The following is a 22,731-nucleotide window of genomic DNA, read 5'->3' as shown; positions in this document are numbered from 1 at the left end:
ATCCTGGAGTCCGCCCACGATGCCGAACCATCCGCTGTCGAGCCGGATACTCCAGGTGGCTGCCGGCTTCCTGCTGGCCGTCGTGGCCGTGGCCTCGACCGTGCTCGTGGAGATCCGTTCTCAGGCCATCGCGCGTTCCGACGAGCAGATCGAGCGCGCCGTGGCTGCCGCGGAGATCGAATTCAACCGCGCCGTGTTGAACGTCGACATGAAACTCGCCAGCCTGCCAGGCTTGATCCTCGGGGACACATCCGACGCCGATGCGCTGGGGCCTGTGCTGGCTGGTCTGCAGGAACGGCAGTTGCTGATCAGCGACCTGGCCGTGCTGGATGCCGATGGGCGCGTCGTTGGCACGGCCTTGCGTGCCACGAGGCTGACCGGTCCGGCCCTGCCTCACGGATTCATCGAGAGCATCCGGCGCCGGCCGTCCGCGACGGTCGTGCTCAGCGACCCCATCGTCAGCCGCGCGACGGGCGAACGGAGCCTGATCATCGGGCGTGCGGTCTCGCTGCCCGGTCTGCCGTCGGCCGTTGCGGTGGCCGAGGTGCCGCTGGATCTGCTGCTGCCCACCAGTGCGGCCACCGTGATGGGCGTTCCCGGCCTGTCGTTGTCGGTCGAGAGGTCCGACGGGCGGGTCCTGGCCACCCAGCCGGCAGATGACCGCGCCATGACTGTCCGCAGGGAGATGCCCACCTTGCGTCCACTGTCAGGTCAACCCGTGACCTCGCGGGCCGAAGACGGGATCAACGAGCGCGTCGCGACCCGGCCGACCCTGTACGACGGCGTGTACGTGGTGGCGCGTCGAGACCTCGGCGATGTGTTCGCCGACTGGCGTCAACAGGCCGTCTGGATCGGCGCCGTTGCGACCTTCTTTGTCTTGCTCATTGTGGCCGCGGCGGCCGCTGCCCGGGCCCAGGTGGCACGGTTGGCGCGGGCCCGGCAGGAGACGGCCGCATCCGCGGAACTGCTGGAGCAGGCGCTCGATGCGATGGGTGACGCTTTCCTGTTGTGCGACGTGGACGATCGCGTGCTGCGGTGGAACGCGCGCTATGAAGAGATCTTCCCGTGGCTGCAGCCTGTGCTGCGGCCCGGTGTGACCTATCGCGAGCTTGCACTGGCGGCAGCGAAGAAGCGCTTCGGCCCCGACGCGACTCAGGAAGCAGTTGCATGGGCCAAGGCGCGCGTGGAGGAACGCAGGCAGGTTGCCGACGGTCGAGTTGTCCAACAGGCACTGCACAGCGGGGTGATCGTCAGCATCGTCGAGCGGCGGATGCCCGACGGTGGCATCGTCAGCGTCTACCACGACATGTCCGCCAAGGAGCGCCAACTGGCGCAGGCCAAGGCCGAGGCCGAGGCTGCCAACGAGGCGAAGTCCCAGTTCGTGGCCAACATGAGCCATGAGATCCGCACGCCGCTGAACGCCGTGCTGGGGTTGAACGAACTCCTGCTGCAGGGGCGGCTGGACGAGTCCCAGCGACGGTATGCCGAGCTGATGCGCACTTCCGGGCAGTTGCTGCTGTCGCTGATCAACGACGTGCTTGACCTCTCCCGCATCGAGGCCGGGCTCTTCGAGGTCCATGAGGAGCCGTTCGTCCCTCGGCAGGTGGCTCAGGAGGTGCTTGCTGTCCTGGCGGACCGCGCCGAGTCACAGCGCCTGATGCTGACCCTGGAGGACCACACGCCGCCGGAGACACGCCTGCTCGGCGATGCCCTGCGTCTGCGCCAGGTGCTGTTCAATCTCGTGGGCAATGCGCTGAAGTTCACAGAGCATGGCCGGGTGAGCGTCAGACTTGCAATCCTGCGCGGCGGCAGCGACTCACCGGGGTGCATGCTGCGTGTGGCCGTGGAGGATACGGGTGTGGGCATCGAGCCCGAGCTGCTGCCCCGACTGTTCGAACGTTTCGTGCAGGCCGATGGCAGCGCTACCCGACGCCATGGCGGCAGTGGCCTGGGTCTGGCCATCACGCGGGAGGTGGTGACGCGGCTGGGCGGGCACATCGAGGTGCAGAGTGTGCTCGGTGCCGGGAGTACCTTCACGGTCACGCTGCCCTGCAGCTTCGCGGCCGCGCAGACGTCGTCAACGGTGCAAGCAATGGCGGCAGCGCCTGGCAGCACCGCTCCGTTGAGGGTGCTGGTGGCCGAAGACAACACCGTCAACCAGGTGCTGATCCAGGCGCTGATGCACCACCTCGGTCACGAGGTGGAGGTGGTGGGCAACGGGCGTGACGCCGTGGACAGACTGGCCAGCGGTGGCTTCGACCTGGTGCTGATGGACATGCAGATGCCTGAAGTCGACGGGTGCGAGGCCACGCGTTGGATCCGTCGGTTGCCTGAGGAAGCGGCCAACGTGCCCATCATCGCGATGACGGCGAATGCGCGTCCCGAGGATCGGCAGACCTGTCTTGATGCGGGCATGGACGAGCATGTTGCGAAGCCCATTGACTTCTCTGCACTCCAAGCCGCCATGGCGGCCGCCATCGAAAGACGGCGCCTGTTGCGCAGCAAGGTGGTGCAGGATCCCGTTGCGGCGCGCTGACCGCGGGCCTGGCACTCGCAGCCTTGGCCTCGGCGCTGCTTTCGTCAATTTCGGGGCAATGGCGCGGCCGGTGGAACCTCGGCAGTCGCGAATGCCGCAAGCGCCCTTTCCAGCAGCACCACGCGCTGGCGCAGTGCAGCGATCTCCGGGTCGCGCCGGTGTTGGTGCCGTGCAACCTCGGTACGCAGCGCCTCGATGTCGGCCTCAAGCTGCTCAAGCGCCTGAGCCATGTCGACTTGCGTCTGCCCCTGGAGCACCTGCGTGTCGATCACCGGCGCCAGCCGCTGCTGCACCAGTGGTTCGGCGGTCTGCACCACCCGGGGCGCGATCTCCTCCCAGGTCATCCCGCGCATCGCGATCGCCAGCCACACGGCCAGCGCGCCCACCAGCAGCGACAACGCCACGGCCCACTTCAGCAACCGGCTGCGGCGCAGCAGTTCGGTATGCACCGCGGCCTCCACGGCCGTGGTCCATTCGCTGGCGCTGGCGCTGGACGGTGGGCGGGCCATGACGGAAGCGTCCGCGCCGTATCAGCCCTTGCTGCGGGGCACGCGGCCCATCAGGTAGAACTCGTCGTTGGGTCGCATCGCGCTCAGGTTGGCCAGCCGGTTGCTCAGGCCGAAGAAGGCGGTGATCGCGCCGATGTCCCAGATGTCGTCGTCGCTGAAGCCGTGCGCGTGCAGGGCCTCGAAATCTGTGTCGTCCACGGTGTGCGAAGCGCTGCAGACCTTCAGCGCGAAATCCAGCATGGCGCGTTGGCGCGGCGTGATGTCGGCCTTGCGGTGGTTGATGGCCACCTGGTCAGCCACCAGCGGCTTCTTCTCGTAGATGCGCAGGATGGCGCCGTGCGCCACCACGCAGTACAGGCAGTGGTTCACCGCCGACGTGGCCACGATGATCATCTCGCGGTCGCCCTTGCTCAGGCCGCCCGTTTCCTTGAGCAGCAGCGCGTCGTGCCAGGCCATGAAAGCACGCCATTCCGCCGGCCGGTGGGCCAGCGCCAAGAAGACGTTGGGCACGAAGCCGGCCTTCTCCTGCACCTCCAGGATGCGTGCGCGCATGTCCTCCGGCAGGTCGGTCAGCTCAGGGACGGGAAAGCGTGAGATCGGCGACATGGCAGGCTGGGCGCGCCCGAGGCGCGGGTCGAGGTGATGCACGGATCGTACCTGCCGTGGCGACGACGGAACGGGGCAGGCCCCCTCGGTTCGGGTTGGTTCCGGCGCGATGTATCAGCGGGCCGCGGGCCTGCTCCGTGTGCTGGCGGCGCCCCTGACAGGGTGTCAGGGGCGAACCGCCGCAACCCTGACTCCCGGAGCTCGACATGACCCAGCGCATCCTCTTCATCCTGCTGTCCCTCGGTACCATGACCGGCGCCCAGGCCGCGGTCCAGTGCAGCAGCTTCCCCAACAACACCGTCACCGGCAGCGTCAACGACGACGTGGTGGCTGCAGGCTACTCATGCACCATCGCCGCCAGTGCGTCGGTCAATGGCAACCTGATCCAGACCGGGCCTGGCAACCTGGTGATCCGCGGCGCGGTCAACGGGGCGGTCGAGGAGTCCGGAGACGGCTCGATCACGATTGCCGGCGGCCGCACCGGCGGCAACGTGTCTGAGGCCGACCTCGGTGGCGTCAGCGTACGCGGCGGCAGCACCATCGGCGGGTCCATCGAGGAGTCCGGCGACGGCGGTGTCAACGTCACCGTGGACCGCCCGGGCGTCGTCAACGCCGACATCCTGGAGAGCGGCAATGGCGGCGTCACGGTCGTCGCGTCGAGCGGCAGCTTCGAGGGCTCGGTGATCGAGACCGGCAACGGCAGCGTCAGCGTCACCGTGGCGGCGGGGCAGTCGTTCAAGGGCGGCATCGAGGAGTACGACGGCGGGTCGGTCACCGCGTCGGTCGAGGGCTTCTTCGAGGGCAACCTGCTCGAACTGGCCGGGGGCAACGTGCTTACCCAGGGCCAGGGCACGTTCAAGGGCAACAGCGAGCACGAGCTGCCGGGCACCTGCACCAACAGCATCGCGGCCTTCGAAGGTGCGGCCAGCAACCTCCTCTGACCAGCGTGGATCTGAAGGTCAGGTCTTGAACTGCATCGCGTGCAGGCGGGCGTAGAGCCCGCCCTGCGCGATCAGCGCGGCGTGCGGGCCCTGTTCGGCCACACGGCCGCCCTCGATCACCACCACGCGGTCGGCGTGCTCGATGGTCGACAGCCGGTGGGCCACGATCAGCGTCGTGCGGCCACGCATCAGTACCTCCAGCGCCGCCTGCACGCCGCGCTCGCTCTCGGTGTCCAGCGCCGAGGTGGCCTCGTCGAGGATCAGCACCGGCGCGTCCTTGCAGATGGCACGTGCAATGGCCAGCCGCTGCCGCTGGCCGCCGCTGAGCTGGCTGCCGTTGTGGCCGATCACCGTGTCCAGCCCCTGCGGCAGGCCGTCCACGAAGTCCAGCAGCTGCGCGCCGGCCAGCGCCTCGCGGATGCGCTCGTGCGGCACATCGGCACCCAGGGCCACGTTGGCGGCCACGGTGTCGTTGAACAGCACCACGTCCTGGCTCACCAGCGCGAACTGGCGGCGCAGCGCGCCGGCGTCCCAGTCGCCCACCGGCACGCCATCCAGCAGCACGCGCCCCTCGCCGGCCTCCACGAAGCGCGGCAGCAGGTTCACCACCGTGCTCTTGCCCGCACCCGACGGGCCCACCAGGGCCACCGTCTCGCCGGCGCGCACGGTCAGGGTCAGCCGGTCGAGTGCCGGCAGGCCGTCGTCGCGGTAGCGCAGGGTCACGTCCTGCAGCACGATCTCGCCGCGGGCGCGGCCGCCATCGTGGGTGCCGCCGGCCTCGCGCGGCATGTCGGCCATCAGGTCCAGGCCACGCTCGATGGCCGCCAGCCCGCGCGTGATGGGGGCCACCACGTCGGCCAGGTGGCGCAGTGGCGAGACGATCATCAGCATCGCGGTGATGAAGGCCACGAAACCGCCCACGGTGCCGCCGGCGCCCTGGCTCTGCCACAGCGCCAGCACGATCACCGTGCTCAGCGCACAGGCCGCCAGCACCTGGGTCAGCGGCGTGATCGCGGCCGACGAGGCCACCACCTTCATCATCAGCCGGCGCAGGCGCTCGCCCTGGGCACCGAAGCGGCTGGCCTGCGCCGGTTCGGCCCCGTGCAGGCGCACGATGCGCCAGGCCAGCACGTTCTCCTCCACCACGTAGGCCAGCTCGTCGGTGGCCTGCTGGCCGGCCACCGTCAGCCGCCGAAGCCGGCGGCCCAGGTGGCGCATCACCACGGCCAGGGCCGGGAACAGCAGGCCCACCAGCAGCGTGAGCTGCCAGTTCAGCCACAGCAGGTAGACCAGCAGCGCCACCAGCGTCAGCGAGTCCTTGGCCAGCGTGAGCAGGGCGTTGATCAGCAGCGTCGCGCCCTGCTGCACCTCGTAGACCACGGTGTTGGTCAGCTGGCTGGCCGACTGGCGTGTGAACAGGCCCGACGGCGACGCCAGCAGGTGGGCGAACAGGTCCTGCCGCAGGGCCAGCACGGCGCGCTGCGCCGCCCAGGCCAGGCCGTACTGGGCGACGAAGCCGGCCAGCCCGCGCAGCGTGAACAGGCCCACGATGAGCACCGGCACCCACCACAGCGGCCAGCTGCGCTCGGCGCCGAAGCCTTCGTCCAGCAGCGGCTTGAGCAGCGCCGGGATGGCCGGTTCGGTGGCGGCGCCGACCAGCGCGCCGAGCCCGGCGCCGATCAGTCCGCGGCGGCCGGGGCGCAGGTAGGGCCGCAGGCGGGCGAGTCGCTGGGCTAGGCTGGGCATGGCAGGAATCGGGCGGATTATCGGGGCTGCCTACAATCGGTCGGGTGAACCAACGGCATCCCCAAGGATCCATGGCTTCCATGCCCATGGTTTCCCGACGCAAAGCCCTGCTCACCACCTTCGGCAGCGCGGCCCTGGCCGCCGCCGCGGGCCCGGCATGGGCGCAGTTCCGCATCGAGATCACCGGCGTCGGCGCGACGCAGGTGCCGGTGACGGTGGTGGACTTCCGCGACGAGGGCGCCGCCGGCACCGGCATTGCCGGCATCGTGCGCGCGGACCTGCAACGCAGCGGCCTGTTCCGGCTGGTCGACCCCGGCGCCATGCCGGTGCCGATGGACGAGCGCAGCCTGCCGCAGCTGGGCGACTGGAAGGCCCGTGGCAGCGACGCGCTGGTGGCCGGCTCGGTCACGCGGCTGACCGACGGCCGCTTCGACGTACGCTACAAGCTCTGGGACGTGGTGCGCGGCGAGGAACTCATCGGCCAGAGCCAGACGGTGGTGGCCGGCGACCTGCGCCTGGCGGCCCACCGCATCGCCGACGAGATCCACCAGAACCTGATCGGCGAGGCGGGGGTGTTCTCCACCCGCATCGCCTACGTGGTGCAGCAGGGTCCACGTTATGCACTGCTGGTGACCGACGCCGACGGCGAGAACGCGCAGGTGGCGCTCAACAGCCTGGACCCCATCATCTCCCCAGCCTGGGCACCGGACGGCCGCCAGCTGGCGTATGTGTCCTTCGAGAGCCAGAAGGCCGTGGTCTGGGTGCAGGACACCGCCAGTGGCACGCGGCGCAAGCTGGCCGACTTTCCCGGCTCCAACAGCGCCCCGGCGTGGTCGCCGGATGGCCAGTTCGTCGCGGTGGCGCTGTCGCGCGGCGGGCTCACGCAGCTCTGGCGCATGCCTGCGGCGGGCGGCACGCCGCTGCGCCTGACCGAGAGCCGATCCATCGACACCGAACCGGTCTACACCGCCGACGGCAAGCAGATCTACTTCGTCAGCGACCGCGGCGGCGGCCCGCAGGTCTACCGCATGCCCGCCGAAGGTGGCAGCGCCGAGCGCGTGACCTTCGACGGCGACTACAACATCAGCCCCACGCTGAGCCCCGACGGGCGCCTGCTGGCTTATGTGTCGCGCGTGGGCGGGTCGGCCTTCAAGCTGATGACCCTGGACCTGAGCACGGGTACCGTGCGCGGCGTGACCGCCACCCGCGACGACGAGAGCCCCAGCTTTGCGCCCAACGGCCGCCTGATCGTGTATGCGACACGGCTGGAAGGCCGTGACGTGTTGATGACCACCACGCTGGATGGCAGGATCAAGACCCGCCTGCTGACCAGCGGTGCCGACGTGCGCGAACCCGCCTGGGGCCCGTTCGGCCGCTGATCGCTCCAACCTCTATCTGCCCTTCACGCCCCCGACCAAGGAGAACCCGATGACCCTTCGCCCTCTTGCCCTGCCGACCCTCATCGCCACGGCGGCCCTGCTGGCCGCCTGCTCGTCGCCGGTCAAGCTGGACGAACCCAAGGCGACCACCCCGGCGCCGGTGACCCAGGGCGGCACCGGCGGCAGCACGCAGACCCCGGCGCAGTCGCAGGCGACGCCGCAGTCGCGCGTGGCCACGGTGGACCTGGAGCGCCAACGCCGCGAGGCCGAAGCCGCGGCCGCCGCACAGGCCGCCGCCGCCATGGCCAACCTGCCGCGCGTGCTGTACTTCGACTTCGACAGCTTCCTGCTGCGCGCCGAGGACAAGCCGGTGCTCGAAGGCTATGCCAAGGCCCTGGTGGCGCAGCGCGACCGCAAGCTCAGCCTGCAGGGCCATGCCGACGAGCGCGGTGGTCGTGAATACAACCTGGCCCTGGGCCAGAAGCGTGCCGAGGCCGTGGCCCGCGCCATGGAACTGCTGGGCGTGCAGGCCGGCCAGGTCGAGGCTGTGAGCTTCGGCGAGGAGCGCCCGGCCGACCCGGCCTCCAACGAGGCTGCCTGGGCCAAGAACCGCCGTGTCGAGATCAAGGACCGCTGACATGCCTTTCGCGTCATGGCGCTCCCTGGCTGCTGCCGCGGCCCTGGCGCTGAGCCTGCCGGCGGCCCACGCCGGCCTGTTCGACGACGAGGAGGCGCGCAAAGCCATCCTCGACCTGCGCGCCCGCATCCAGGCCAACGACGAGACGGCGAGCAAGGCGATCGCCGAGCTGGTGGCCACCAACACCCAGTTGGTGCAGCAGGTGGCCACGCTGCAGCGCAGCCTGCTCGAGCTGAACAATCAGCTCGAGGTGCTGCGTGGCGAGGTGGCCAAGCTGCGCGGCGACGGCGAGCAGCTGCTGCGCGACGTGGCCACGCTGCAGCAGGGCCAGAAGGACGCCAACCAGAACTTCGACGACCGGCTGCGCAAGCTGGAGCCGCAGAAGGTGGCGCTGGATGGTCGCGAGTTCGTCGCCTCTTCCGACGAGCGCCAGCTCTACGACGCGTCGATCGCCGCCATCCGAAACGGCGACTTCGACAGCGCCGCCAAGGGCCTGGGCGACCTGCTGGAGCGGTGGCCGACCACCGGCTACGGCGCCTCGGCGCGCTTCTGGCTCGGCAATGCGCAGTACGGCAAGCGGGACTACAAGGGTGCGGTGGGCACCTTCCGCGACCTGGTGAAGGCCAATCCCGACCACCCGAAGGCGCCGGAAGCCCTGCTGGCGCTGGCCAACAGCCAGGCCGAGATGAAAGACACCCGCAGCGCCCGTCGCACGCTCGACGAACTGCTGAAGTCCTACCCAGACTCCGAAGCCGCCACCGCGGGCAAGGAACGCCTGGCCTCGCTGAAGTAGCGTTGAAGGGCCGCGCGCGCCTGTGGCGCGTCCCACCCTTGTAGCCGCCGGCCCAGGGGCCCCGCCTAGAATCCGCGCCCGATGTCGGCAGATCAACTCCCTGGCCTGGTCCAGCAGGTGCTGTGGGGCGCCTTCGTGCTCGGCGCCCTGTTTGGCGCCGTCGCGCAGCGCGCGCACTTCTGCACCATGGGTGCGCTGGCCGACATCGTCACGATGGGCGACTGGACGCGGCTGCGCATGTGGGCGCTGGCCGTCGGTGTGGCCACGCTGGGTTTCAGCGCGATGGCCGCGGCGGGTTGGATCGACGCCACCGACAGCGTCTACGCCCGGCCGCAGCTGATCTGGCTGTCCAACCTGGCCGGCGGTGCACTGTTCGGCTTCGGCATGGTGCTGGCCTCGGGCTGCGGCAGCAAGACGCTGGTGCGCATCGGCGGGGGCAACCTGAAGGCGCTGGTGGTGTTCTGCGTGCTGGGGCTGGCGTCGTATGCCACGCTGCGCGGGCTCACCGCAGTGTGGCGCGTCGAGACGCTGGACCGGGCCATGGTGGAACTGCCAGTGGGCCAGGACCTGCCGTCGCTGCTGCAGCACGTCACCGGTCTGTCCCGGCCGCTGGCCGTGGCCCTGCTGGGCGGCAGCTTCGGGCTCGCCCTCACCGGCTGGGCGCTGGCGCGGCCCGAGGGGCGCAGCGCCGACAACCTGCTCGGTGGGCTGGGCATCGGCGCGGTGATCGTGGCCGCCTGGTGGCTGTCGGGCGTGCACGGGCACCTGACCGAGCACCCGCTGACGCTGGAGGAGACCTTCCTGGCCACCAACACGCGCAGCATGGAGTCGTTCACCTTCGTCGCGCCCATCGCCTACACGCTGGACTGGTTCATCCTCTACAGCGACGCCAACAAGCTGCTCACCTTCGGCATCATGAGCGTGCTCGGCGTCATCGTCGGTTCGGCCGTGGTGGCGGTGGCCACGCGCAGCTTCCGCTGGGAAGGTTTTGCGGGCACCGAAGACACGGCCAACCACGTGGTCGGTGCCGTGCTGATGGGCATCGGCGGCGTCACGGCCTTCGGCTGTACCGTGGGACAGGGCCTGTCGGGCCTGTCGACCCTGTCGCTGGGCAGTTTCATCGCCGTGGCCGGCATCGCCGGTGGCGCCGTGGCCGGCATCCGCTACCAGGCCTGGCGGCTGGAACGGCTGTTGTGATGCCGCCCACTGCGCTGGCGACACCGGATGAGTTCGACACCGAGCGCCGATTCGGTGGCCTGCGGCGCCTGTATGGCGATGCGGCCTATGCGCGCCTGCGCACGTTGACCGTGGCGGTGGTGGGTGTGGGCGGCGTCGGTTCCTGGGTGGCCGAGGCCCTGGCGCGCAGCGGCGTGGCCGGGCTGGTGCTGATCGACCTGGACCACGTGGCCGAATCCAACATCAACCGCCAGGTGCAGGCCCTGGGCCGCACGCTGGGTCAGGCCAAGGTGCTGGCGCTGCGCGAGCGCATCGCCGACATCCATCCCGGCTGCCACGTCGACATGGTCGAGGACTTCGTCGAGCCCGGCAACTGGCCGGCGCTGCTGCCGCGTTCCGTGGATGCCCTGGTGGACGCCTGCGACCAGGTGCGTGCCAAGGCCGCGCTCGCCGCGTGGGCGCGCGACGCCGGCGTGCCCGCCGTGTGCGTGGGTGCGGCCGGCGGCAAGCGCCAGCCGCAGCGCGTGGAGGTGGGCGACCTGGCCGAGGTCACGCACGACCCGCTGCTGGCCAGCCTGCGCCAGCGCCTGAGGCGCGACCATGGCGCCCCGCGCCAGGGGCGAGTCGGGGTGACCTGCGTGTTCTCGCGCGAGGCGGTGCAGCGGCCGGAGGCGGTGTGCGCCGCCGAGGCATCCGCCGACGACGGCGGCACCGCGGGCATGGACGGCAGCCTCAACTGCCACGGATACGGCTCCAGCGTGATGGTCACCGCGGCCTTCGGCCTCGCCGCCGCGGCCGCGGCGATCGAGGGTGTCCTGATCAAGCGTCTATAATGATGGGCTTTGCTGCACGGCAAACGGGTCGTTAGCTCAGTCGGTAGAGCAGCGGACTTTTAATCCGTTGGTCGCAGGTTCGAATCCTGCACGACCCACCAAGTGTTTATAAGGGGTTGGCGGTGAGTGACTGCTAACCCCTTCGTCCATCTGGCGACCCGTGTAGGCGCCTGTGAAGGCTCCGACGCATGACGTTGCAGCGCTCAAAAGACAAGGGGCCCGCATGCACGGGCCCCTCATCACTTTAGGTCGGATTGAGCCGACTCGTCTTGTCGGCTCCTACTCACGCGGCCTTCTTCAACTTCTCCTTATTGGCCCGCGGCATCGCAGTCGGTAGGGGGTCTTTGTCCGCCCGCTCGTTTGCGCGATGGGCAATCATTTGCTTGACCTCGCCGTCTACCCAGCGGGTAAGGATCTGACGGATCAAGGGCTGATAGCCAAGCCCGTGCAGTTGGGCAAGGGCCTTGAGGTTCTCAACCAGGTTCCGCTGTAGGCGGATCGAAATCGGGTGCAGGTCGAGAGCCGCGTCGAGTTCGGCACTGATGTCGGGGGCGACTTCTACGTGCTCTTCTTCTGCTCCGACGGTCCGATCCTCCCAAACGTCCTCAACCTGGGGGGTCTTCGTCTTCGCATTCATCATCGTTCTCCTTGATTGAGCGCGTTGTGCGCTGAGGGGCTATCCGAATCGCTTCTTGTAGATTGCGATTTCGTCTTCGTTTGGCGGAAAAGCACTCTTGATCTCAACCAACTTTGTGGTTGGGTCATAGACGAAACAGACCTTCAGTTTGATCCCGTAGTCGGTCTCACTTATGAACCAACGGGTCGGCGGATTCGTCTGGTGCTGCGGTCGCCGGTCCAATAGATCGCCGCCGCAACGGTTGGCGAAGCATTGGACTACTTGGGCCTCGGTCACGTTGTGCTTCGTCTTGAGCTTCTCGCGAACACGGGGCGAAATGAACAGCGGCATGTTGCTCCCTGCTTGTTCTTGCCTGAGCTATGCACTGTATATACAATGTGCATGCGTGTCCATAGCGCCTTGCTAGAGTCATCCCTCGATCAAGGGATATCCGCGGCATGGTGCACGGAACGCAAGACGACGAGTGAAGAGAGAGAGGGCCCGTGGTGCGAGTGCTTGATCGGACATGCACCACGGGCCAAAGCAAGCGCCGCGTGGGCGGCACCCCAACCAACCAAACCGCCGTTTTGACGGCAGAAAGGAGGTGAGCATGAGTGAAGCAACTGAAGCTACCGCTGCCGATCCCTGAGGGGTTCAAGCTGGTGTTCCGACCGTGGATCACCCTCAAGAACGGCAAGAAGCTTTTTGCAGCTCAGGTCGGTAAGCGGGCATTCCCGCTCATCGTCCCGATCAGCAAGTAAGGCGTACGTCGCCCACTCCGCGCAACGACGCCCGGACCTGTGCAAGAGGTCCGGGCGTCATCCGAGTCTATGCCGATCCGCGTGCGGAACGCAAACGCGATTGCGCAACTTTGCATCTACATGAGGCGTAACTGCTACTCCAGTGACGAGCGCTCGGAGCAACCGCTGGATGCAAAAGCAGTAGCAGCCCACCTACACCAGTCGCCACACGGCCGCCACGCCTGCCAGGAACGCGCGGGCCTGATCACCGGTCAACGACAGCCCGCACTGTTGTTCGATCAGCAGACGGGCCTCGGCGGCCACGCCGGGTTCATCCCAGCGGGCGTGCAGTTCCATCAGCCGATCCATGGTCAGCCAGGGCATGCCTGCGGCGGCCTGCCGGTAACCGCCCTCCCAGAACAGCGCCAGCGGGTCGCCGCTGACATCGCGCAGGCGCGACCGTTCGGCCCGCAGTTGGTCCAAGCGTGTCGTCGTGATCATGGCATCGGGGGGCGCGGCGGCCGCAGTTCGACCACACGACCGCCATCGATCCAGGCATGGAACGCCGGGGCCGTCTGCAGGCGGCGGCCGACCATGGCGCACAGACCATAGGCGGATGACGCCAGCGCGGGCAGGGTCTGCGCGTCGGCCTGCGCGTTCAGCGCGCCCAGCGACGCCGTGAGCTCGCGCAGCGTGGTCATGATCGCGATGTATTCGTTCGCCGGGATGGCGACGTGCACCTGTGGCGCGCAGTTCATCATCAGCCCCCTGTGCCCCGTGCGAGTTCAAGCTCACGCATCAGGCCCGCGGCGTCGGACTCGGCCACGGTCGCCGGTACGGTTCGCCCCGAGGGCATGGCGAGCTCCAGGCGGATCGTCCGGGCGGCGGCCTGATCGGCGCGCTGCTGACTGCTGCCCGCGTACCCACCGAACGGGCTGTCATACGTGGTCGCGCCGGCCTTCGTGCTGCTGGCGTTCGCGTCGGCCTGCGACCGCACCCAGTAGCCCACGCCATTGACCGCGACCCGTGTGGTCGTCGGTGCGATCGGGTACCGGCCGGCCACGGCATCGGCAGGGCTCACGCCACCGAACGCGCGCTGATCGGGAACGAACGTCCAACCGTCGCCCGGTGGTTTCGCGGGCTGGAACGAACCGCCAGCGCTCGCGGGCGTGTCGCGGATGCTGGGCGTCGTCAGCGGGTCGCCCGGACCCCGCAGACCGTCGACCGACCCGCCCAGGCTGCCGGCGGTCTGGTTCAGCCGTTCCCCGTACCGGTTCACGGCCGCGGTGGCTTCGTCGGTGGCCTTGCGGGCTCGCCGCATGCTGGACTCGATCACGTCGCCCAGACCCGCGGCCGCGGCCTGCGTCTCGAGGATCTTCCGCTGCAGCGCCACATCGGACGACTCCACGCCACCATTCGCGGCGATCGCGGCATCCCGGTACGCGTTGAAGGCCCGGATCTTGTCGGTCAGCGACACGTCGACGGCCTGTGCGATCTGCCGGTACGCGGCGCCCAGCTTGTCGGCGGTGGCCTGCAGTTCGGTCCGGGTCTTGATCCCGAACGCGGCCAGCGCTTCGGCCAGGCTGTCCACACCTGGGCGCAGTTCGTCCAGCTTGGCCCGGGCGGTCGTCAGTGCGTCAGCCAGTGCTTCCCCGGTCAGCTTCCCGGCCTCGCCCAGCGCTTCGACCCGGTCGATCACGGCCTGCACGGCGCGCTCGGTGCCGGCGGCGTCGGTCGCCCGGTCCAGTGCGTCGGCCAGCAGACGGCCGGCGGTGCCCGCATCGGCCCCCAGCGTGTCCAGGGCGTCGGCCAGGCTGTCGACGTCGTTGATCGCTGACGCGGCCGCCTCGCTGAACCCGGTCTGCAGTTCGCGGGCACTGGTGCCGGCACGGCGCAGCGACTCGCCGACCACGGCCTCGAGGGCGGCACCCAGTCGCCGGGCCCCCTGTTCGGTGTCGTCGAACACGGCGCGGGCCGTCGCTGCGAACACGCCCAGGTCGCGGCCGTTCAGGGCGCCGGCCAGCGCCTGCGTGAGGGCCTCGCCGGTGATCTCGCCACGCTCGCGCAGCACGTCCAGGGCCGTGATCGCATCGGAGATCCCGCGCGCGTCGGACAGGTCCAGGGCCTTGCGGACCTTGTCCAGGGCGGCGGCCACGCTGTCGCCCTTCGTGCGGGCCTGTTCGAACTCGCCCACCAGTCGCCGGCTCTCGACGGTCAGGCCTGCGGCGGCCTCGCTCGCGCGTCGCTGCTCGGCGGCCAGGGCGGCGGTCTGCTGGGCCCAGGCGGCCGCGCTCCGTTCGGCGGCGCGCTGTTCCTCTTCGATCTCGGCCGTCCGGTCACGGTAGCCCACCAGCTGCGCCACGCTCTCGCCGATCCACGTCCCGATCTCGCGCAGGTTCGTCACCACGCCCACCAGCGCGGCCAGCTTCAGCCCGCCGACGATGGCGGCGAACCGCGACGCGGCGGCGGCCGTGCCGGCGGTGGCGGTCGTTGCGGCCGTCTGGGCGGCCGTGTAGGCCACGGTCTCGACGGTGGCGGCCTTCGTGGCGGTGGCGATGCCGAGGAACGTCTGCGCCAGCTTCAGGGCCTGATACGCGGCCGCGGCCTTGCCCGCGCTGTACAGCAGCGTTCCCAGTGTGTCGAGGTTCGCGGCCAGGGCGTTGATCGCTGCGGCCGCTGCAGCGCTCGCGCCGGTGGCGGCGTCGGACTCGCCGATGTACTGGGTCCAGGCGGTCGACAGGTTCGCCAGCGCGCGGCCGACGGTCGGCGGCAGCCGATCGAATTCGGACTGCAGCGCGGCAGACTGGCCTTGCAGGGCGGCGATCACACGGTCCGCGGTCAGCGTGCCCTGGGCGCCCAGTTCGCGCAGCTGGCCGACGGTCACGCCCAGGCCCTCGGACAGGGCGCGCGCCAGGCGCGGCGCGTTCTCGAGGATCGACCGGAGTTCATCGCCTTGCAGGCGGCCGGATGCCAGCGCCTGGGCGAACTGCTGCACGCCGGATGCGGCTTCCTGGGCACTCGCCCCCGACAGCTGCAGCGCCTGCGTGATGGTCTCGGTCAGGCCCAGCGCGTCGGCGGTCGACAGCTTCAGTTCCCGGCCGGCCTGGGACAGCTTCGTGAACAGCGCGCCGACATCATCGATCGCCACGCCGGTGCGCTGCGCGATCTGGAACAGTTCGGCGAACGTGGCTTGGAAGTCCGCGCCCTCGCCGGTGGCCAGCTTCACGCGGGCGGCGAGGTTCGCGTACGCGTCGGCAGTCTCGCCCACGTCGCGCGCTGCACTGGTCAGCAGCGTTCCGCCGATGGCCACGCCGGCCAGGGCCTGCACGTTGCGCAGCGCGACGCCGATCTTGTCGAGCTCGCCCCGGAACGTGGCGCCGGCGGCCGTCTGGGTCGCGATGCCGGCGCGTGATGCTTCGGCACTGCGCCGGATGGTGGCGGCGAGCTCGGACTCCGCGGTGATCGCGGCCCGGGTCGCGTTGTTCGCGGTCTGGCGCGTGGCGGTGGCCTGCCGTACGGCCGTGGTCGCGTCGACGATGGCGACCTTCAGCGCGCGTTCGGCGGTCTGGAACTCGACGGTCTGGCGGCCTGCGCGGTCGGTCTCGGCTCGCAGACGTGCGAGTTCCTCGCGTCGGGCGGCCAGGGCGTCGCGTGCGGCGCGTTCGTCGGCCCGGGCGGTGGCCTCGGCGTCGCGGCGGGCCTTCGTGGCGGCGGCCAGCTGCTGAACCTCGGTCGTCAGGCTCTGCAGTTCCTCGGCGGTCAGGTCGCCGGCCTTGCCCAGGTCGCGCAGGTCGTCGGCCAGCTTGTCGAGTGACTCCTCGCCGGTGGTCTCGATGGCGACGCCGAGTCGGACGTCGCGGTTACGGGTTGCCATCGTCGACGCTCCGTTCGGTCTGGGTCACGCGGGTGATGTCGCCGCGCATGTCGCGCTCGATTTCTGAGGTGGTCTGCCGGGTCGGCAGGTTCACCACGATCTCAGGCATCGGGGCGGCCGTGTCTTCAGCCTGCAGGGCCTCGAGCGTGGTCTGCATGATCTCCAGGGCCCGGGCCTGGGGGACTTGGAACAGCATCTGCAGCCACGCGAGGTGCAGCCGGCTCGGCCCCGTGATGACGAACCTAGACAGCCCGACGACACGCGCCTGCAGGCCTGCGTCGATCGCACGGGCGACAGCGCGCTCCGGTTCGGTCGTGCCGTGCACGATGGCGGACCGGACAGGCGGCCTCGCCGGTGCCAGCTTGAACGCCAATCGTAGGCCAGGCGGCGCGGCCTCAGGCTGCAAGCCGGTGCCGGGCACGGCCCACTCGCTCACGAACCCGGCCAGCGACTGCAGGGCGTCCATGGACCCCCACACGCGGTATCGAGTGCCGGCGGTGATGGCCTCGGCTTGCAGGCCCACTTCGACGGCCAGCATCAGCAGGCGGTCGATTCCAGCGCCTGGGGGGCCGTAGAGTTCCCACACGGCCCGGGTGCGGTACGTGCGCGGGGTCTCGGCCTCCGGTGGCGGCGGGTCGTCGCCGGCCGGCTCGATCAATTCGGCCATCGTGCGATCCGCGGCGCCGGGGTCGGCGGGATCACGCCACCCAACGGTCAGCCCGCGGCCCTGCTTGTCGCTGATCTGCGCGTCACTCACGCTGCAGCCTCGGCGTCGTCATCCATCCAGAGCACGGCGCGCGGATCGGCGTCGGCGCGGCGCACGACGGGCAGGCCTTGCGCCTCCAGCTGTACGACGATTTTTTCTTCAGCCAGTTCGGCGGCGAACAGCGCGGCGTCAGCGTCGGCCAGCAGGCGGGCACGTTCGGCACTGGGCGGGCCGTCGGGGATGCGGGCCAGGATCGGCGCCAGCATCTCGAGCATGTGGTCGACACCCAGCAGCGCGGCCAGGGCGCCGGTCATGTCGCCGGCCACGGTGGCACCAAGCATCGGGCCGTCTGCGCGGTGCCCGGCCTGGGCGGTCAGCACATGGGCACGAAGCGTGCGAGCGGGATCCTCGGCGGCGGCCTGCAGCATCAGGCGCATGCGTTCGCGGGTCTCGGCGCGGCTGCGCTCGGGTAGCTCGGCGATCTCGTCGCGTGCGGTGCGGGCAGCTTCGACGGCGGCGCGCGCAGCGTCCAGGCGTTCGGGCAATGACGCGCCGGTGGCGGTTCGTTTCGTGGCCATGGGTCAGGTCTCCTTCTTGGCCACGCCGGGCAGGATCACGGCATCCGAGGGCACCAGTCGCTCGCAGGCGGCGACCAGGCGGCGCAGGGGGGCGGCGGCCTGACTGAGTGCGGCGAGCTCGCGCCGGTACGCGTCGGCGGCTTCGGTGGCGTCGCGCCACTGGGTGCGGGTCTTCGGGCTGATGCCCTCGGCCTTCATCTGGTCGTCAGACCAGTCCGGGACCTCATCGAACTCGGCGGCCACGCATCGGCCGAGTGCTTGAGCCTGCCGGAACTGAGACTCCAGGCTCTGCCGGTAGAACCGGGCGGCTTCGGTCTCAGCCTGCAACAGGTCGGAGATCGCGTTTCCGCGGGCGGCCAGCGAGTCGCGCTGTCGCTGCAGGCGGCGCAGCTTGGCAAGGTCGTAGCGGTCAGTCATTGCTGCGACCCTCCAGATACGGACTCGGCCACGGGCCCCGGGGCTTCGGCCGCACGTACAACTCGCGGCGGACCGCATCGATCGCGGCGGGGTTCAGCTTGCGGCCATCGGTGGCGCCAGCAGCGCGCAACAGTGACGCGAACCGGGGCGGCTCGATACCGTGTTGCACGGCCAGGGGCACGAGGTGCACGGCGCCGGCTTCCACGGCCACGTCGATCATCGCGTGAACGCGTCGGCACTCGGCGCCGGTCTCGACCCAGTCGGCCACACGGTGGGCGGTGGGTCTGGGCAGACCGACAGCGACCAACCGGGCGGCCAGCTGCTTTTGGAATTCGAAGGGTTCGCCGCGCGACAGGCCTGCACGGCCGATGTGGGTCCAGGCGGTCATAGTGTGGCCCCCACGGTCTCGAGGAACCGCGCGGAATCGGCACGGTTCAGGTAGGCCACGCCGTTCATGCCGATCCGGACGATCCCGATGGGGATCCGGCCGGCCTCGATCTCGGACAGCAGGGTCCGTTTCGGCAGGCCTGCGCGGCGTGCGACTTGCGCGGCTTTAACGAGGGCAGGCGTGCCGCGCGGATCGCCTGTGTTTTGCGGGGTGTTCATGCCGCGAGTCTCAGGCGCGATTGCGCGGCGGGTCCACTGCTGGAATTTCGCTAACTCCGAGTGAGTCAGGCGGCGGCGTGCGGGTCGGTCTGAGTGCTAATTGCTCGCCAATTGCGAGAGTCGTTCATCTTGAGACACTCAATCAACAATTTTCGTGCCACAAGCTCCGGATTGGTGCGCTTCGAAGTCCCCGCGTCGAAAATAGCTATTTCCAGGGGCCCCCTACTTCACCATGATGTTGCACTAGCCCACGATTGACGGCCAGGCGGCCGGCCACCATCGCGGCGGCCAGCGGCCAGGATCCGGGGCACGCTCAGGCGTACGGGCCCAGGACTTTGAACCGGTGCACTCGCCCCTCACCAGCAGGCCCAGCGCCTGCAGACCAGTCCAGCAGCGCGGCACGCTCGACCAGTTCCGCGCCGTCGCCCAGGTCGGCCAGCACGACAGCATCGCCGGCCACAGGGCACGTGTCGCTCGCATGGATTGCCCACACCTGCGGCAGCATTAACGCCAGCGCGGCCTCGAGGATGGCGCGTTCTTCGGCGTCGTCATCGTCCGGTCGGTCGAGTGCGTCGACGGCCATCTCGACAGCTGCGGACATCAGCGGATCAGGGCGGTCGAGTAGCTCATGCATCGCCCACAGGGCGGCGCGGGCTTGGTTCATCGGCCCGGGCAGGATCGCGTGCAGGGAGACAAGGTCGCGGACGATTTCAGCGGTCGATCGGGTCATGGTCGGAATCTCCAGTTGTGCCGCGAATTGCGGTGTGGTGATCCTTCCAGAAACCTATTTCGTGCGGGCGAAATTATGGGGGAAGGGAAATTTCTAAACCCACATGATGGTGCACAAGGATCGCTGCGGGGTTTGCGGGGTTTAACTGTCGATCTCCAGCCTGACGGACCATGAAACACGTAATTCGAAAATCAAGTTCCACGAGCTGCGAGATAGAGAATCGGCCTTTAAACCCCGCAAACCCCGCACCCCCACCATGTGGTCAACCGACCCGGTCCAGGCGGTAGCGCCCGACACCATTTCGGTCTTCCGGCGCCGCGACGATCCGCATGTGGTGACCGCCGAGATCGACGGCCTTGCCGACCTTCGCCTTCAGCACTCGGCCGACCGATCTGGGGCTTCGATGATCCCTCGCACCGAGTGCCTCGATCGCCTCGCGCAGGTCCGGGTCCGGCGCGGGAAACGCCCGGGACGCAAGGTCGGCGATCTGCGCGGCGCTGAACTCGGCGCCATCGGGGAACGCCTCGCACAGTCTGGCGACCAATGCCCGGTGCGCGCGGACCGGCTCCGACTGTTCGGCGTTCGCCCGGAACACCTGGGCGACGTCGTGCGCGCCTGCCCATAGCAGCGGCTGCCGCACCATCTCGTCCCAGCGCGCGTACCGTGTGCCGTCCGCCAGTTGCAGCCGGGCGTCGCTGGTCAGGTAGCCAGCCACGATGCCGACCACGTGTCGCAGTACTTCGGCCCGCAGCTGGATCGCATGGCCCACCACGTCGGCGTGCTTGAACCTCCGCTCTTCCGGCCGCGCATGCTTTGGGGCGAGACGAACGACTAGCCATCGGGTCACCTCATCATTGCCCAACGACAGGTTGTTCCCCGTGAGGGCGAACAGGACGTTCGTCGGTACGGCCACAGTCTCGTTGCCGCCGAGTAGGCGTTGATTGACCTCCGACGCCGTGAGTGCGGCCGCCAGCGACCCGGATTGAAAGGTGTAGCCGTCGGGCACGTTGTCGAAGCAGACCATGGCCGGCGAACGCATCAGCATCGCCAGCAGCGCCTTTTGCACCTCATCCTCGTTGCCCAGCGCGAACGTCGAAACGGGCATGTCGCGACCGGTCAAGGTCACGTGCAGACGGCGCGCCAGCGTTGTCTTGCCGCTGCTCTGCGTGTTCGCCAGGATCGCCACGCCGGGCGCCATTGGCAGCACTCGACGCTGAACGCCGGTCAACAGCGCAGCCAGCGCGATATCGCGATCAAGGTCGGACGCGAACTCGAAGCCCTCGAGGTGCACCTCGCGCAGCCAGGCCAGCGCGGCGCCGGCCTCCGCTTGATTGAATGCCCGTAGGCCCGGCACCTGGGCGCCAGCCAGGAACAGACCGGTCGCGTGCAGGCCGGCGCCCGAAAGGATCTCTCCACTGGGTAGAACCAACGGATGCGCCAGCAGACCCGAGACGCGGGGACAGGCCGACGTGTGGCGGTCTGCCAGCGCGTCAAGGATGACCGGCGGCACGTCCAGAAACTTCCGGTGACCGCCCCGCGTGGTCTCGTAGAACCGCACGCGGGCCTCCACGTGGGCGCGCAACTCGGCCCGGGTCAGTGCCTTGATCACCGGGACATCAGGCGGCGTGCCGTCCGGCTTGTCGATCGCGTGGGTATAGGGCAGTTCTGCCGCGGTGACCTGCGACAGCTTGCCGCCGAACCGCACGTACGCCCCGGGCGCGCAGTGCTGCACGATCGCGCGCTCGATCAGGTCGGCCTGCGACGTGGCGTTGCCCTTCTCGTGCTCGATGGCCACACGGCCGCCCAGGCCGGCCTCGAACGCGGCATGCTCACGCTGTAGTGAGTCGGCCCGCATCACCTCGCGCAACTCGGCGTTCAATGCGCGTCGGCCCATACCCGTGACTGCCTCGGCGGTCGTGAGAAACGCCTCTCGATCCGTCGGCGACAACTGCGGCGCGGCGGTCCGCCACACGATCAGCGCCTCGTCTCGCTTGACGCCGATCATTTGCCGGGTGGCGTCCTCGATCGTGAGTGCCGGCGGCCGTTCGGGCGGCCGATCCTGCAGCACGTCGCGCTGTTTGGCGCAGGCGTTGGCCACGGTCCGCGGCAGGTAGTCCTCGCGGTTGTCCCACTTGTCGCGCACCAGCGCCGAACGCTGCATCAGGGCAATCATCCGGGCCTGATTGGCCCCAGTCCACCAGGCGAGGTGCTGCGCGAGTCCCGCGTCGGCACTGGACCAGTCGACCCCGCCCTCGTCGGTGCCCTTGTACGTACGCGACAGCGCGTCGACGTTGCGATTCCACAGGTCGGCGAATGAGGCCTTCCCGCCGAACGCGGCACCGGCCGATCGGGACTGCAGCGCGCGGCGGATCAGTTCGTCGTCGTCGGTCGGGCCTGACCAGTCGGCGCGCGGGCCGTCGCCGTGCGCCTGGGCGTCAGGGGCGGCCGCGGGCTCGAAGTAGCGTGCCAGGACGGCCGGCAACGCGTCGCAGCGCGGCGCAAGCGTGCCGACCTGCCCGGTGCCCAGCATGATGAACCGGGCGGCGCTGTAGCACTCCAGGTCGATCGCGAGATCGCGGCGGCGCTTGCGGTGCGTAGGCGGGTCGGGATACCGGCACCAGACGTGCATGCCTTGCCCGGACTGTGATCGTTCAGTCACTGCGCCGGGCAGCGACTGGACCAGCTCCACGGCGGCTGGGTGCCAGGTGCCATCAGCCTGCAGCACGTGGTCGAGGTCAATGCACATCCAGGGGTCGGCGGCAGTGATCACGAACCCGACGGCCCAACGCGCGCCGCGCGTGGCGGCCATGGTCGCGGCGGCGTCGTAGGTCGTCCAGTTCGCCGGTTCGTGCGCGTTGCAGACCTCGCCGGTGATCCAGTGGCGCGGGATCTTGTCGGTCTTCCCGTTCGTCCCGGGCTCGATCGTGGCCACTATGAACTGGTGCCACTCGGCCAGCGGCGCCAGCGGTCCGAGGGGATGGTCGGGCAGGGGTGACCCTTGCGCCGAGGTGCGCAATTCATGTAGGCTCATGTCCGTTTGCAAGGTATTCGGCCCGCCCCGCGCGGGCCTTTTTCTTGATGCGGGGTCGGTTAACTACGCCGGCGCGGTGGCGCGGGCGGCCAGTCCTTCATGGGTGGCGGAAGCAGGGCCTCTAGCGCTTCTTCGTCCAGGGTTCCGCACCGGGCGAGCTCGGCCGCGACTCGCTCAAGCGCGGCCCAAACGGCGGGCCTGCGAAGCGCTTGCTCCGTGGCGTCCGCGCAGTGGTCAAACTCACAGCGGCGGTGGAGAAGCCTCGCTAGTGCAGACG

At 69.4% G+C, this 22,731-nt stretch carries 23 protein-coding genes and 1 tRNA gene; 9 read left to right on the top strand and 15 right to left on the bottom strand.

Annotated elements, in window-relative coordinates; all coding sequences use genetic code 11:
* Positions 1 to 19: 19 nt before the first annotated feature.
* Positions 20 to 2,536, top strand: a complete 2,517-nt coding sequence (locus tag ENE75_RS18670) for an ATP-binding protein (protein WP_158289006.1) — start codon at positions 20 to 22, stop codon at positions 2,534 to 2,536.
* Positions 2,537 to 2,580: 44 nt separating this feature from the next.
* On the opposite strand, the gene ENE75_RS18665 is transcribed toward ENE75_RS18670, so the two are convergent.
* Together ENE75_RS18665 and ENE75_RS18660 are read right to left on the bottom strand one after the other, a co-directional pair.
* Positions 2,581 to 3,045: a hypothetical protein gene (locus ENE75_RS18665; RefSeq protein WP_128199840.1), complete on the bottom strand. Its 465-nt coding sequence runs from the start codon at positions 3,043 to 3,045 to the stop codon at positions 2,581 to 2,583.
* A gap of 21 nt (positions 3,046 to 3,066) precedes the next feature.
* Complete coding sequence (locus ENE75_RS18660) at positions 3,067 to 3,651, bottom strand: peroxidase-related enzyme (protein ID WP_128199839.1); 585 nt, start codon at positions 3,649 to 3,651, stop codon at positions 3,067 to 3,069.
* Positions 3,652 to 3,857: 206 nt separating this feature from the next.
* On the opposite strand from ENE75_RS18660, the gene ENE75_RS18655 reads away from it, so the two are divergent.
* Entirely contained in the window at positions 3,858 to 4,592 is a 735-nt protein-coding gene (locus ENE75_RS18655) for a hypothetical protein (RefSeq protein WP_128199838.1), read from the top strand.
* Positions 4,593 to 4,610: 18 nt separating this feature from the next.
* On the opposite strand, the gene msbA is transcribed toward ENE75_RS18655, so the two are convergent.
* Positions 4,611 to 6,338, bottom strand: coding sequence for a lipid A export permease/ATP-binding protein MsbA (gene msbA / locus ENE75_RS18650; protein WP_128199837.1), 1,728 nt, complete (start codon positions 6,336 to 6,338; stop codon positions 4,611 to 4,613).
* 86 nt (positions 6,339 to 6,424) lie between these two features.
* Between msbA and tolB the strand changes: the two genes are divergently transcribed.
* The 6 genes from tolB to ENE75_RS18620 all read left to right on the top strand — a co-directional run bounded on the left by tolB (position 6,425) and on the right by ENE75_RS18620 (position 11,257).
* Complete coding sequence (tolB, locus tag ENE75_RS18645; RefSeq protein WP_233259177.1) at positions 6,425 to 7,717, top strand: Tol-Pal system beta propeller repeat protein TolB; 1,293 nt, start codon at positions 6,425 to 6,427, stop codon at positions 7,715 to 7,717.
* 49 nt (positions 7,718 to 7,766) lie between these two features.
* A complete protein-coding gene (locus ENE75_RS18640; RefSeq protein WP_128199835.1) occupies positions 7,767 to 8,354 on the top strand; it encodes an OmpA family protein in 588 nt (195 codons plus the stop codon).
* A gap of 1 nt (position 8,355) precedes the next feature.
* Positions 8,356 to 9,147: a tol-pal system protein YbgF gene (gene ybgF, locus ENE75_RS18635; RefSeq protein WP_199232355.1), complete on the top strand. Its 792-nt coding sequence runs from the start codon at positions 8,356 to 8,358 to the stop codon at positions 9,145 to 9,147.
* An 81-nt stretch (positions 9,148 to 9,228) separates the two neighbouring features.
* On the top strand, positions 9,229 to 10,344 hold the full coding sequence (locus tag ENE75_RS18630) for a YeeE/YedE family protein (protein ID WP_128199834.1): 1,116 nt from the start codon (positions 9,229 to 9,231) through the stop codon (positions 10,342 to 10,344).
* Complete coding sequence (locus ENE75_RS18625) at positions 10,344 to 11,156, top strand: tRNA threonylcarbamoyladenosine dehydratase (protein ID WP_128199833.1); 813 nt, start codon at positions 10,344 to 10,346, stop codon at positions 11,154 to 11,156. Before ENE75_RS18630 ends, ENE75_RS18625 begins: the two co-directional genes overlap by 1 nt.
* Before the next feature lie 25 nt (positions 11,157 to 11,181).
* Positions 11,182 to 11,257, top strand: a tRNA-Lys gene (locus tag ENE75_RS18620).
* Positions 11,258 to 11,439: 182 nt separating this feature from the next.
* Here the strand turns inward: ENE75_RS18620 and ENE75_RS18615 are convergent.
* The gene (locus tag ENE75_RS18615; protein ID WP_128199832.1) at positions 11,440 to 11,793 is read right to left on the bottom strand and encodes a hypothetical protein; all 354 of its coding nucleotides are present in this window, start codon (positions 11,791 to 11,793) and stop codon (positions 11,440 to 11,442) included.
* Between the two features lie 39 nt (positions 11,794 to 11,832).
* A complete protein-coding gene (locus tag ENE75_RS18610) occupies positions 11,833 to 12,123 on the bottom strand; it encodes an ADP-ribosyl-(dinitrogen reductase) hydrolase (protein WP_128199831.1) in 291 nt (96 codons plus the stop codon).
* Between the two features lie 263 nt (positions 12,124 to 12,386).
* Between ENE75_RS18610 and ENE75_RS24910 the strand changes: the two genes are divergently transcribed.
* Entirely contained in the window at positions 12,387 to 12,533 is a 147-nt protein-coding gene (locus ENE75_RS24910) for a hypothetical protein (protein WP_158289005.1), read from the top strand.
* Between the two features lie 192 nt (positions 12,534 to 12,725).
* Here ENE75_RS24910 and ENE75_RS18605 read toward each other — a convergent pair whose 3' ends face one another.
* The 10 genes from ENE75_RS18605 to ENE75_RS18560 form a co-directional block, all read right to left on the bottom strand.
* Positions 12,726 to 12,995 carry a hypothetical protein gene (locus tag ENE75_RS18605; RefSeq protein WP_128199830.1) on the bottom strand — a complete coding sequence of 90 codons (270 nt, stop codon included), beginning with the start codon at positions 12,993 to 12,995 and terminating at the stop codon, positions 12,726 to 12,728.
* A 14-nt stretch (positions 12,996 to 13,009) separates the two neighbouring features.
* Positions 13,010 to 13,270 (bottom strand): hypothetical protein, encoded by a 261-nt coding sequence (locus ENE75_RS18600; protein ID WP_128199829.1) that lies wholly within the window; start codon positions 13,268 to 13,270, stop codon positions 13,010 to 13,012.
* Positions 13,271 to 13,272: 2 nt separating this feature from the next.
* Positions 13,273 to 16,386, bottom strand: a complete 3,114-nt coding sequence (locus ENE75_RS18595) for a tape measure protein (RefSeq protein ID WP_128199828.1) — start codon at positions 16,384 to 16,386, stop codon at positions 13,273 to 13,275.
* The gene (locus ENE75_RS18590) at positions 16,373 to 17,143 is read right to left on the bottom strand and encodes a hypothetical protein (RefSeq protein ID WP_128199827.1); all 771 of its coding nucleotides are present in this window, start codon (positions 17,141 to 17,143) and stop codon (positions 16,373 to 16,375) included. The genes ENE75_RS18595 and ENE75_RS18590 overlap by 14 nt, the downstream gene beginning before the upstream one ends.
* Complete coding sequence (locus ENE75_RS18585) at positions 17,140 to 17,670, bottom strand: hypothetical protein (protein ID WP_128199826.1); 531 nt, start codon at positions 17,668 to 17,670, stop codon at positions 17,140 to 17,142. The genes ENE75_RS18590 and ENE75_RS18585 overlap by 4 nt, the downstream gene beginning before the upstream one ends.
* Positions 17,671 to 17,673: 3 nt before the next feature.
* Complete coding sequence (locus ENE75_RS18580; RefSeq protein WP_128199825.1) at positions 17,674 to 18,087, bottom strand: hypothetical protein; 414 nt, start codon at positions 18,085 to 18,087, stop codon at positions 17,674 to 17,676.
* Positions 18,080 to 18,475, bottom strand: coding sequence for a hypothetical protein (locus ENE75_RS18575; protein ID WP_128199824.1), 396 nt, complete (start codon positions 18,473 to 18,475; stop codon positions 18,080 to 18,082). Before ENE75_RS18575 ends, ENE75_RS18580 begins: the two co-directional genes overlap by 8 nt.
* On the bottom strand, positions 18,472 to 18,693 hold the full coding sequence (locus ENE75_RS18570; protein WP_128199823.1) for a hypothetical protein: 222 nt from the start codon (positions 18,691 to 18,693) through the stop codon (positions 18,472 to 18,474). Before ENE75_RS18570 ends, ENE75_RS18575 begins: the two co-directional genes overlap by 4 nt.
* Positions 18,694 to 19,006: 313 nt before the next feature.
* Positions 19,007 to 19,423, bottom strand: a complete 417-nt coding sequence (locus tag ENE75_RS18565; protein ID WP_128199822.1) for a hypothetical protein — start codon at positions 19,421 to 19,423, stop codon at positions 19,007 to 19,009.
* 262 nt (positions 19,424 to 19,685) lie between these two features.
* A complete protein-coding gene (locus tag ENE75_RS18560) occupies positions 19,686 to 22,454 on the bottom strand; it encodes a phage NrS-1 polymerase family protein (RefSeq protein WP_128199821.1) in 2,769 nt (922 codons plus the stop codon).
* Between the last annotated feature and the right edge of the window lie 277 nt (positions 22,455 to 22,731).

It is taken from the genome of Rubrivivax albus, assembly GCF_004016515.1.
GTDB classification, from domain to species: Bacteria; Pseudomonadota; Gammaproteobacteria; order Burkholderiales; family Burkholderiaceae_C; genus Rubrivivax; species Rubrivivax albus.
The sequence above is the reverse complement of the archived record's forward strand: the minus strand, read 5'-3'. Positions and strand labels throughout refer to the sequence as shown.